The sequence below is a fragment of the Asaia sp. A2 genome, from assembly GCF_057319415.1.
In genome coordinates, this window is record NZ_JBXWTO010000019.1 from 38,144 (window position 1) to 50,619 (window position 12,476).

Genomic DNA, 12,476 nt, shown 5'->3' on the forward strand with positions numbered 1-12,476 from the left:
TTGTAGACCTCGCTGATCAAAACTATTGACGAAAATGGTATCTGAATAGCAAGGTGATGTTGTTATTCGTTATCGTAATGCTAATAATATCGAAAGATCGTTAATGTTTCGTTCCATGGTCAGGCGCCAGTTTTGCCGTGGCTCCCTTGCACTCCCTGCGTATTTTTCCGTGGCAGAATGCGCATTTGCGCAGACGCAGGGCCTGGGTGATCCTGACTGGGAACTATACAAAAAGCGTTTCCTGCATCCTGAAGGACGTATTGTCGATACTGGAAACCACGACGTGTCGCACTCGGAAGGGCAGGGCTACGGACTGCTTTTTGCCTCCACGTTCAATGATCAGCCTGCCTTCGACCGGATATGGACGTGGACGAGAGAAAATCTAAAGCACAGGGACGGCAACCTTCACAGCTGGCGCTGGACCCCTACGGCACCACATGTGAGCGATACGAATAATGCGACCGACGGCGATCTGATGATTGTATGGGCTTTGCGTCGCGCGGCAATTCTTTGGCGATCCGAGGCTTATCTCGAACAGGCAAAGGCAATTGTACATAGCCTCGCGACGAAGTGTGTGCGCAAGATTGGAAGCCGGGTTGTGCTCCTGCCAGGCATGCGGGGGTTCGACCGTCCCAAATCAGCAATCGTCAATCTTTCCTACTACCTCATGCCTGCACTTGAGCGCGCTGCGCTGCTTGATCCTGACGGACCTTGGAAAACCGTTATCGAGCACGGTCAGCAACTGCTTCAGTCAAGTCGGTTTGGTCTTTGGGGCTTGCCCCCCGACTGGCTCGCAATCGATCGCAAATCAGAGCGACTTGTCCCGGCCCCCAACTATCCACCGCGCTTTTCTTACGATGCGATACGCATCCCTCTTTATATGAAATGGGGCAAGCGTATGCCTGCCTCGCTGACCCAATCGCTTTACGCCGTCAGCCAGAATTATTCGATGACGGCCCTGCCGGCATGGGTCGATCTCATGACGGGAGAGCGCTCGCCATACAATGCTCCTCCCGGATTCAGAGCTGTCTATCTTGTGGCTCTGAATGGAGCAGATGCTCTTCCTGATCTCCCCGAGTTGAAAGAAAGTGATGATTACTACTCAGCGTCACTCACTCTGCTTTCACGAATTGCGTCCATGGAGCTGGTTTGATGCCTGATACCTTCAAGATACTTCATGAGTCTTTTTCCGAGCCATTGCCAGTAACTGAAGACGATGGATTTCAGGATTTCAATGCCTTGTCGCGCATTGTCGCATCCGAGCCGGGCATGACGCCCGAGATCCCGCCGGGGCGTCCGGTCATGAGCGAAAGACCCACTATGTCGCGGAAGTTAACTGAAGAGGTGCCCGTCTTCTCCGGCAATGCAGGCACAGTCGAACCCCCAGAAAGCGTCATAAAATCGTCTCCCGAGCGTGCGCACCCCCTCATAAACCAGGCAACGCCAGCGCCTCAGGCGGGATCGGCGTCGGCTGTTCACGTCTCATCCCCCGGAAAGGTACCAGCGCCGAACTCTGAGTGGCGCGACCTGCCGCTCGGCGAACTTTTCAGCCGCCTTCGTTCTGGGAAATCCGCCGCAAGTGAGCCACCAAAGCGCCTTCATGGAATGTTCCGTCGCTGAAATGTTCGTAAACCGGTTTATGGAAGCACTCTGAGAGTATGACCCTCATCTGCATAGCCTCGCCAAAGGGTGGTGTTGGAAAGACCATGATGACAGCGCATCTGGCGGATGAAATCCGGCGCGCCGGTACGCCGAACGTCATCGTTATAGATCTGGATCCGCAAAACGCGCTTCGACTGCATTTCGGGGTTCCCATGTCACATCGCTATGGGCTGTCCAGTTGTATTGCCGCGGGTCGTTCATGGGAGGGGGCAATGGTGCAGACGTCTAACGACATTCGGCTTTATCCTTTCGGATCTCAGCCATTGCACGCCCAGGCGGATTTTGAGCACGCGCTGAGGCTACGCCCCGATCTGGTCGTCTCTGAGGTCGCGCGCCTTAGCGAGCAAGATGATACGGTGGTCATTGTTGATACGTCACCTGGCTATTCCGTGGCGTTTTCAACCATCTTGCCATTCGCCAATATCGTTGTCTCTGTCATGACGGCCGAAGCGTCCTGCATTTCCTTGCTGCCTGATATCCATTCAGCCAGTTGCTATGGAATTTCCCCTGCCGAGACAGCTAATTTCACACACAGGATTGTCGTCAATCGTTTTGATCCCCTCAACCGGGTGGGGTCGATGGCTATGCCCCAAATCGTGCGCAAAATTGGGCACATGCATCTTGGTACGGTGTGCCGTGACGAACACATTGGTGAAGCGTTCGCCAGCCAAAGGCTCGTTCAGCACTACGCCCCATACTCACGGGCGGCTGCCGATCTCGAGCTGATCGGCACACGCCTGATTCAGACCATCGACAGTCTGCACTGAGGCGGTCGCGCATATGAAGCACGTGAGACACATCGTTGCCATGCTGGAGTCATGGCTTGATAATGCAGATCACTCCACCGGGCGGACGGCCATCCGGACGGGGTTCGTCGCCTTCGCTATCCTGTGCATGGTGATTGCCGCTTTCGTGCATCTCAATCTGGCCGGACAGACGATCGTCTGTGTTTTCGGTATCGCGCTGTTCATGCTGGTCAACCGGCATCCCGGACCACGTGCCACGCTCGTGCTCAAAGGGCTCTCGATTATCGTATCGCTACGGTATCTGAGCTGGCGACTGACCGAAACGCTCAATTTCAGCACATGGACGCAATCGGCCTTGGGCACTGTGCTGGTAATTGCCGAAATCTATGCCTTTATCATGCTCATTCTGAGCTATTTCCAGACTCTCCATCCTCTTGAGCGCAAGGTCACGCCCATGCCCAAGGATGTTGCTGTCTGGCCCAGCGTGGACATCTACATACCGACCTATAATGAGGAACTGCGCATCGTCCGACAGACCGTCCTGGCTGCGTTGGGGATCGACTGGCCGAGCGACAGAATCAATGTTTATCTTCTCGATGACGGACATCGCGAGGAATTCCGCGAATTTGCCGAGTCCTGCGGGGCTGGCTATATCGCGCGCTCAGAACACAACCATGCCAAGGCTGGTAACCTGAATCATGCCATGCAGCTCACGAAGGGTGAGCTCATTACCATCTTCGACTGCGACCACATCGCTAGCAGAACGTTTCTTCAGGAGACCGTTGCGCCCTTCCTGCTCAAGCCGCATCTCGCCCTCATCCAAACGCCTCACCACTTCTATTCACCCGACCCGTTCCAGAGAAACTTTTCTCACGGGGCAATCGTGCCGCCTGAAGGAAACCTCTTTTACGGTCTTATCCAGGATGGTAATGATTTCTGGAACGCAACATTCTTTTGCGGGTCTTGTGCTGTCATCCGGCGTGCTGCGCTCGAGGAAATTGGAGGCGTGGCAGTTGAGACGGTCACGGAGGACATGCATACAGCGCTTAAACTGCAGCGGCGCGGGTGGTCCACAGCGTATCTCGCAAAGCCGCTAGCAGCTGGCCTGTCGACTGAACGTCTTATTCTTCACGTCGGGCAACGCATGCGCTGGGCCCGTGGCATGTTGCAGATTCTTCGCCTCGACAATCCCCTTACCGGTCCCGGTCTCAATTTTGCGCAGCGTCTCTGCTATTTCGCTGCAATCGCCAGTTTTCTGTTCGCAATTCCACGTCTGATCTTTCTGACTTCGCCTATGGCGTACCTGCTGTTCAATCAGACCCTGATTGACGCGTCACCCTTCGCGATTGCGATCTATGCGGTGCCACACCTGGTCCATAGTGTTCTGACGTCAGCCCGTACCAACCGGAACTGGCGCTATTCGCTCTGGAGCGAGGTGTATGAAACGACTCTGGCACCTTTTCTCGCTCGTGTGAGTGTAATGACGCTCATCTTTCCGCGCAGAGGAAAATTCAACGTTACGGAAAAGGGTGGGCTTCTGGACCGTTCCTATCTCGACTGGAGCGCAATTTATCCAAATGTCTACCTTGCAGTTGCTCTGTTTGCCGCGCTCGGTGTTGGATTTTACCGACTGGCCCATACCCATCATGATACGATCGTCACAAACGCTCTGCTGATGAACATTCTTTGGATCACTGTCAGTATCGTGATCGTGCTGGCCGCCATTTCAATCGGCCGGGAGTCCATGCAGATCCGTCGCAGCCACCGCGTTGACATGGTCGTACCCGTCACGGTCTGCACGGCTGATGGACGCATGTTCCAATATACGAGTGAAAATTTTTCCAGCGGTGGTGGGTTGCTGCACGGTCACGCGCCGGTCGATGCCCTGCCTGACAAAAGCCTGATCACAGTGCTCGTTCCGGATCGGAACGAGACTTATGCGCTTCCAGCGAAGGTTATCCGCGCCACAACAGAAGGCACTTTGGCGCTTGGTTGGGCCACAACAACAATTCTTCAGGAGGCCCAGATCGTGCGAGTTATCTTTGGACGGCGGGACGCATGGGCCAGTTGGGCCGATTACAAGCCGGACAGCCTGCCGCGGTCTATCCTCTTGTTGCTGCGAAGCATCGTAGACCTTTTCAAGCCTGCGACCTTCCGCAAGAAGAAAAATATTGTCGCTCTCAAGCCACGCATCGTGCAGTCCGTGCCGCAGAAGACTGCGGTGGTGGTGCGTCCAAAGGCAGGTATGGTCAGAGTGATGATTTTATGCCTTGGTCTTGGAAGCATGCCTGGCGTAACAGGAGCAAGAGCACAGCAGGGTCCTGGCGATCTCCCGATGCCATCGGGTGTGACGCCTACGGCATCTTCCGGGCAATCAGTGCCAGCCCCGATCTTGAGTGCAGCCCCTGCGGCTTCGGTCACAAGCGTCAAACCAGCGTCGGCGGACCAATCCGTCACATCAGCCGCAGGCGAGGTTTCCCCCCCGACCTCAGGCGCGGCGGTTCCACAGGCCTCGGACAATCTGCCTTCTGCCTCGCATGATGAACTGGAAAGTGCCAGAACCACGTCCTGGAGTTTCAGCCAGCTGGGAAGCGCTGATACCTTGATCATGACGCCCTGGATTCCCATCCAGGGATTGAACTTTGGCGTACCATCATCTGAAGTCGTTACGGCCGCTACGCTCACGCTTCATGGCGCCATGTCGCCAGATATGCTGCCCGCGGGTAGCGGCGTGACCATCTTCCTGAATGACCAGTTTATCGGCGTTATTCATCCGGACAAGGCAAAGCCGCAGTTTGACGGGCTGACATTCACGATCAATCCGCTCTTCTTCAAGGAGAGTAACGTGCTGACCTTTCATTTTGCGGGTCAGTATACGCTCAACTGCGGTGACCAGACGAGTTCATTGCTTTGGGCAAAGGTCCTTGGGCAGTCGAGCCTTTCCATCACGTCGGCGCCATTGCCGCCGTCGCGTGATCTGGCAGCGTTGCCTGCCCCCTTCTTCAATGAAGCTGTCCTGACGCCTGCTCGTGTCCCTTTCGTGATTGCACGTCAGAGTTCACCACATACACTTGAAGCCTCCGCAGTTCTCGCTTCCTGGTTTGGCGCTCACAGCGACTACCGTGGTGCCTCCTTTCCTGTCCTTTCGGAGTTGCCACCTTCTGGTGGGGCTGTTGTTGTCGGGCCTGCTTCAGGGCTCGGACAGACGCTGGCGGGTCAGGGCACAATCTCGGGACCAACTGTCATCGAGACCGTCAATACCAACGATCCATTTGGTGCGGTCCTTATCGTGACCGGGCGGACCGATGACGAGGTTCTGGCCGCCGCGCGATCGGTTGCTTTTTCAAGCAAGGGTTTTCCGCACGCATCCCGCATCAATGCACCGCCTGTGACCATAGAGCCCCGCAAGCCCTATGATGCTCCGGGTTTTGTGTCGCGCAGTCAGCCAATTCGTATCGGTGACCTTGTCTCACTCTCGTCATTGCAGGGTTATGGATATGTGCCAGGGACAATCTCTGTTCCTTTCCGCACTACGCCTGATATCTATACCTGGCGATCCCATCCCCTGAGCATGCATTTTACGGTGCGTGGACCGTTGGGAACGGAAGTCGACCGTCAGCGCTCGCATGTGGATGTCAGCGTCAATGGTATCTATCTCAAGAGCGTTTCGCTCGCACCGCCCTCCGATTTGCCGGATTGGCTTCGTCGCCTGTGGCCCGATGCTTCTCGAGCGCAATCCGCTCATGTCTCCATTCCGCCCTGGGCCATTTACGGTGCCAATACGCTTGGTTTCTATCTGGAGAGTCGCCCTGTCGGTCGACGCGATTGCAGTGGCATGACGCAGGATCTGCGTATGAGCATCGATCCGGATTCCACAATCGATCTCACACGGGCCTATCATTATACTCAACTGCCCAATCTGGCGTATTTCGCAAATTCAGGCTTTCCGTTCACCCGTATGGCTGATCTGTCTGATACGGCGATCGTCCTGCCGGCCAATCACTCTGAGGGTGTGGAATCAGCCTTCCTGGACATGGTCGGGATGCTTGGTGCGTCGACTCACTTCCCGGTTTCCGGGCTGACTGTTCTTCACGCCGATGCCGTGTCTGAAAACGAGACACGCAACCTGATCGTCATGGATAATTCAGTCTCTTCGCCTGCAGTCGAGCGATTTTTGCGTGGTACGCCTTACGGTTTTTCCGGGTCTACGCTTAATTATACCCGCTCGGGCATTTTGGAGCCTTTTCGTCTGCTCGCCCGTTCGATAAATGGCAGCGACGGCGGTGGACAGGCGAGCACCTTGCAAGCCCTGAGTGCGACGACGTCTCTTGGAGACGGTGGTGCCTTGATCGAGCGGCGCTCGCCTTTCTCTTCTGATGCCACGATGCTGCTGATGCTCAGCGAGACGCCCCAGGGGCTCGAACGCCTCATACAGGCCATGCGCAGCCCGAAAACCCAGCCCATGATCCAGGGCGATCTGACGCTGATCAATGGCACGCATATCCTCGCAACCCGCAATCTGCCGACCTATTCAATTGGATCCTTGCCCTTCTGGTTCTGGCCTGATCTGTATCTCGGTGATCATCCCTTCCGTGTCATCCTGCTGGCCGTCATTGGCGTGGGACTTGGGGTCCTGATCCTGTTCCACGTTCTCACCAACCATGCACGACGTCGCGCCAGGGAAATGCATCGTGACCACTGACCGTACCGGATACCGCAGGATCGCATTGCGCGCAGCGCTTCTCGCCAGTTTCACCTCTGGTCAGGCCCTTGCTGATGGCGCATCCCTGCCGCCGTCACAAAGCAGCCTGTCATCGGATAGCGGTAGAATCCTTCCGGCGGTGGTAAAGCGCGCTCGTTACTGGTTTGAGCACGGGCGCATGGATGATGCGCGCATTGCGCTTAATCAGGCCCGGCAACTCGCCCCTTCCGACCCGGATGTTCTTGTATTGCAAGGACAGATGAGCTTGCAGGACGGCGATATCGCCGGGGCACATCGTATCCTCAAGCAGATCCGCGATCACAGCAATGATCCTGATGCGGGACGATTGCTGGACATGGATCTGCAGGCACGGTCCGCTCCCGGGACCGACATACAGAATGCGCGTGCGCTGGCTCAACGTGGTGCCACAGCGCAGGCGGCGGCAGCTTACGTCAAGGCGTTTCCCGATCGCCCGCCGTCGCTTTATGCGCTTGAATATTACCGCACGCTCGCTGGTGTGCCCGCCCAGCGCGAAAAGGCGCAGCAGGGTCTGGCAAAACTGGTTTCAGGCGCGCCGAACAACGTCGAGTACCAGATCGCCTATGCCCAGTCCCTGGTCTGGGATGAGAAAAACCGTGTCACCGGAATCCAGCGTCTGGAGGCTTTGGCAAAAATGCCGGGCCTGACAGAGGCGCAACGTCAGCAGATCAACACGACCACGCGTCAGTCGGTCCTTTGGCTTCCCGCCACGGCATCCTCCGACGCTGTCATCAGCTCGTATCTCGCGACCCACCCCGAGGACAAGGATATCCAGGCTCTTCGTGGGCGCGCGCTGGGCAATACCCTGAAACCCTTTGAGGTCGAACGCCAGAAGGGATGGGATGCACTCCGGGCCAGTAATCTACAGGCGGCAGTCGTTGCCTTTCGTCAGGCCCTCACAACCGCCCCCAACGATGCTGATACCCTTGGAGGGCTTGGCGTGACCCTGATGCGGCAGCATCGTGATGCCGAGGCTAAAACTTATCTCGATCATGCCATGGAAGCGGATCCGGCCTCGGCAGCACGCTGGAAGGCTGCCGAGAGTGGCGCTGTGCTCGACGACGCCTATGCACGGGCAAATTACCTCTTCAACCACGAACGCTATGCCGAAACCCTGGCACTCATCAACCCGATGATCAGGCAGTCACCGGGGCAATCGTGGCTCCGTGCAATGCGGGCCGATATCATGGAGCGCACCGGTCGACGTGACGAGGCAATTGAGGCCTATCAGGCGCTGATCGCGGCTGAACCCCGTAACACGTCCTATCGTGAGCGTCTCGTACGAGCGCTGATCGAGGACCATCGCTATGATGAGGCCAACTCTGTCCTTTCGCAGAGTTCGATGGATAACCCGCAGCTCAAGGCGCTGATCTATGACAGCCAGGCAGATCAGGCCTCGACGCAGACAGACAGGCTGGCAATCTTCCAGCGTGCCGACCGTGAAAATGCGCTGTCGTCCTGGTCGAGGCTGCACTATGCGCAGGCGCTCCTCGCTGAGAACCGTCGTGCCGATGCAGAGCAGGTCATGACACCTCTGATGCAGCGCGATGGTTCGCGGGATCCTGCTACGCTGCAAGCGGCCTTGTTCTATGCGGCCCAGACCGGTGACGAAAGGGCGGTTGCTGAACTGAGGGCGCAGGTTCCGGAACGTTTGATGACGCCCGATCTGCGCAGGTTATTGAGACAGGCTGATCTGCGCGCGCAGGTAATCAACGCGCCGACTGACCCCGAATCAGCGCGGTTCTATTTTGCGCACATGCTCGACCAAGGCGACCCCGACGGAAGCCTGGCACAGGTTATAGCGACAACGCTCTATGACCGGGGAGATCGGGCAGGGGCATCCCAGGTCTTGGATCTGCAGATTGCCCGTGCCGGGGGGCGATTGAATCGCGCCCAGAGACTTGCCTATGCTGGGGCTTATCTCCACCTGCAGGATCTGGAGCGCGCCCGGCGTCTTTCATCGTCATTGAAGGGCGAGTCACTCGACGCAACGCAGGCGACGCAGCTTGCCCAGATAGATACCGGCCTTGCTGTGGCGACTTCCGATCATCTCAATGATCAGGGTAATCGAGCCCGGGCTTACGAGGCCCTGGCGCCTGCGCTCGACAGGCCCAACCCACCGGTCGCTGCCAATCTGGCGCTCGCTCGTCTCTACAGTTCGGGCGGACAATATGCCCAGGCATATCAGATCACCCTGCAAGCTGTGCAGCACGACCCAAGCGACCTTGATGCGCGTCTGGCGCTGATCCAGACATGTATCTCAATGCACCGCTATGCGGAGGCGAGCGGGTACGTGCAGCAGATGAACGCGATAGCGCCGACAGATCCCAGGAGCTGGTACGCTGCGGCGCAGCTCGATCGAGCCAGGGGAAATATTCGCGCAGCCGTGCGCGAGCTAGCCCAGGCGCGTCTTTTGCGCGTCGAGCAGATTTCGCCAGGCCGTGAGTCGTCTGTCCGGCGAGCCAACCCCTTTGCGAGCGAGGACGTCACGCTGCAGAGCAACCAGACCGACCCGCTGATCCATCAGATGGATGACGAACTGACACAGATCAGTGACAGCATGGCGGCCTCGGTGACAATATCCCCGGGCATTGACAGTCGTTCTGGTTCCGGACTGAACGGTTTGGGCAATGTCACAACAGATGTTGCCGGTTCGTTGCCCGTGGGCGCGGGGCATATTCGCCTTGCTGCTACGCCAACATTCCTCAGCAGTCGATCCTATCGAAGCGGCGACGTGAACGGGCTGCGTGATATTGGATATAATCCTCTCAACAGTGTCATAGGCGGCGCGCTCAATCAGAGCAGTTCGATGAATGCAACGGGTGTTGCGCTCTCGGCGCGCTATGACTGGCGCTGGCTCACCCTTGATGCGGGCACATCGCCTCTTGGCTTCGCGGTGACGAATGTATTGGGCGGCATAAGTATTTCGCCCAAACTTGCACGCAATACCGTCCTGACTATTGGTGCAGAACGTCGGTCAGTGCAGGATTCCCTGATCTCCTATTCCGGCCTTCGGGATGCTTCAGGCGCAACCTGGGGGGCGTCGTACGTAACCGGCTCTACGCCCAACTGGCTTACGGTGACGAAAATGCTTCGCTTTACGCGCGTGGCGGTGGCTCTTATCTGACGGGGCGTAACACGCGAAGCAATACCGGCTATGAAGCTGGGGCAGGGGGACAAATCAGGGTATGGGGTCAGGAGCGCCCCGATCTGCGCCAGAACCTGCATCTGGGGATGGACCTCACCTGGTTTGGTTATGATCGTAACGAGTATCAGTTTACCTTCGGGAATGGTGGGTATTTCTCGCCTCAAAACTTCGTCGCATTCACTTTCCCGGTCACCTATGCAGGAACATACAAGCAGATCGACTGGCGTGTTATCGGTCGTGTTGGTTATCAGACCTATCACTCGTCGCGGTCCCAAACCTTTCCAGCCAATTCGGATACGCAGGCATTGCTGGCGAATGTCGCCCCGCTCTATGCGTATCAGGATGGAAATTCCGCCAATGGTATTACAGGTGGAATCTACGGTGCCATCGATTATCGCATGACACCTAACCTCAAGCTCAGCCTGAACGCGGATTATCAGAAGGCTGGGCCTTGGAACGAAGTACGAGCTTTTGTCGCTGCCAAATACAGCTTTCTGGGGACGAAATGATTTCGCCTGATTTTTCCCTGTTTGTTCACTCCCTTGCAACCGAACTCGAATTGCAGGCTGGCGCGGAGGAAAGCGACGCGCTTCTCTTCAGCGTTGGCAAACGCATGGCGGCGCGTCTGCCTTTGCCTGCCTGCAATACCACCGCTTCCTTCGAGCTCGAATGTAATGCTCTTCTCGCGCTTATCGGGTGGGGCCGGCTTCAGCTTGTCTATGACCAGCGGAAGAATATCCTGAACGTTCGCCTGCATGATTATCCCAAAGTTGGATCGCTTGGGACGCCGGTCGGCACGTGGTTCGCGGGGTTCTATGCCGGCTTGCTCACGGGCTGGTTTTCCCAGATGGGCGAGACGGTGGCCCTCAGGCACGTCACTTCCGACGGTAGCGAGACCCTGGAGTACATCGCTGATGCCGCACTCTGAAGTGCGGGAGTCAAGACGTAATGATTTGACTGATACCTGCGGCTTCGCAAGCATCGAAGCCTGCGGTTGATGCGTTAACCGCCAGTGGCGCTGGAACAAAAATTACGGGGTGAGTTCAATGCACGACGATTATGACGAGGATGGGATACAGACCGAAACACGGCAGCTGGTCCTGGAGATACAAACTGATGCCGAAAACCTCAATATCGCCGCAAACCGTTCGGATATTCCTGATGACCTCAAGCATGCGATTGCTGCTCTGGCGGACAAGATTGACGGACTGCGCTCGATAATCCGATGATATTATGCGGTTCATCCTCCCGGTCATGGCACGCTGACGATCCCTTCATAATTACTCGGTCGGAATCTCATTGGATCAATGTTGATCTATGCATGTATGCACAGAGCGCATGAGGGCGGCTTCTGATTGATCGCGTGCAGCCTCGTCAACGCGATGAGCCAACATACACGCTTGCGCCCGACGTTGCATCTGAGCCTGCGAAGATGCGAGGTTACCTGACGACGTCCGTGATAGGGCGTCTTCAGACTTTGACCATCAATCAGCCGCATTAGCGCAAGGTTTGCCTCGCTTTGCCGTACGGGCCAATACTAGGCTCAGGACCGGTTAAGAGCAGTAGTGTACATTTCTGCACCATTGGCAGTTGAGCCCGCTTCAGATCGATTGGTTATCGCCCACCAGCGCGTTCAACAAGACAAAACCAACGTGCGGAAGTTTCCATCCTACCAGCCATTAATCACTTCCAACCATTAATCACTTCTCGCGTGAAGTTTCTCCACCTCGGCCAGTCTGGTTGTCGCCTCGGGCGCCTGCTTGTAGGCGAATGTCGCTGCCACGTGGAGGGTTCGAAGAACCCACTGGTTTTGAAACCAGCTCTGTGATTCCATTCGTCCGGTTCTGACTGAGGGAATGGCGCTATGAAGCAGTGTGGTTTCTTTGACGTTGAGGAGCGGCTTGCCCGGTTGAGCGGGCTTGGTGATCAGCTCGAAGCGTTTTCCCGGACTGTGGATTTCGAGGTGTTTCGTCCTGATCTGGAGAAGGCTCTGGCCTACTCAGACGGGAGCAAGGGCGGGCGTCCGCCGTTCGATCCGGTACTGATGTTCAAGATCCTGGTGATCCAGACACTGAACAATCTCTCCGATGAACGGACGGAGTATCTGATCAACGACCGTCTGTCCTTCATGCGTTTCCTGGGCCTGGCGTTATCGGATCGGGTACCCGATGCCAAAACG

Annotated in this window: 7 protein-coding genes and 1 pseudogene; 7 read left to right on the forward strand and 1 reads right to left on the reverse strand. The window is 56.7% G+C overall.

Going from position 1 to position 12,476, the window contains the following annotated elements:
- Window positions 1–103: 103 nt before the first annotated feature.
- Window positions 104–1,153: a family 8 glycosyl hydrolase gene (locus ACWNRM_RS13380; protein WP_485172232.1), complete on the forward strand. Its 1,050-nt coding sequence runs from the start codon at window positions 104–106 to the stop codon at window positions 1,151–1,153.
- 70 nt (window positions 1,154–1,223) lie between these two features.
- Here ACWNRM_RS13380 and ACWNRM_RS13385 read toward each other — a convergent pair whose 3' ends face one another.
- Entirely contained in the window at window positions 1,224–1,397 is a 174-nt protein-coding gene (locus ACWNRM_RS13385) for a hypothetical protein (RefSeq protein ID WP_485171017.1), read from the reverse strand.
- Between the two features lie 261 nt (window positions 1,398–1,658).
- Here ACWNRM_RS13385 and ACWNRM_RS13390 point away from each other — a divergent pair, with 261 nt between their 5' ends.
- From ACWNRM_RS13390 to ACWNRM_RS13415, 6 genes and pseudogenes are all read left to right on the forward strand, one after another.
- On the forward strand, window positions 1,659–2,429 hold the full coding sequence (locus ACWNRM_RS13390) for a cellulose synthase operon protein YhjQ/BcsQ (RefSeq protein ID WP_485171016.1): 771 nt from the start codon (window positions 1,659–1,661) through the stop codon (window positions 2,427–2,429).
- Between the two features lie 13 nt (window positions 2,430–2,442).
- Window positions 2,443–7,110: a UDP-forming cellulose synthase catalytic subunit gene (gene bcsA / locus ACWNRM_RS13395; RefSeq protein WP_485171015.1), complete on the forward strand. Its 4,668-nt coding sequence runs from the start codon at window positions 2,443–2,445 to the stop codon at window positions 7,108–7,110.
- Between the two features lie 673 nt (window positions 7,111–7,783).
- Window positions 7,784–10,806, forward strand: a pseudogene (locus tag ACWNRM_RS13400) (cellulose synthase subunit BcsC-related outer membrane protein).
- Window positions 10,803–11,225: a cellulose biosynthesis protein BcsD gene (gene bcsD / locus ACWNRM_RS13405; RefSeq protein WP_485171014.1), complete on the forward strand. Its 423-nt coding sequence runs from the start codon at window positions 10,803–10,805 to the stop codon at window positions 11,223–11,225. The pseudogene ACWNRM_RS13400 and the gene bcsD overlap by 4 nt, the downstream one beginning before the upstream one ends.
- Window positions 11,226–11,343: 118 nt before the next feature.
- Entirely contained in the window at window positions 11,344–11,526 is a 183-nt protein-coding gene (locus tag ACWNRM_RS13410) for a hypothetical protein (RefSeq protein ID WP_485171013.1), read from the forward strand.
- Between the two features lie 635 nt (window positions 11,527–12,161).
- On the forward strand, window positions 12,162–12,476 hold a 315-nt coding region (locus ACWNRM_RS13415; RefSeq protein ID WP_485172233.1), incomplete at its 3' end, for a transposase.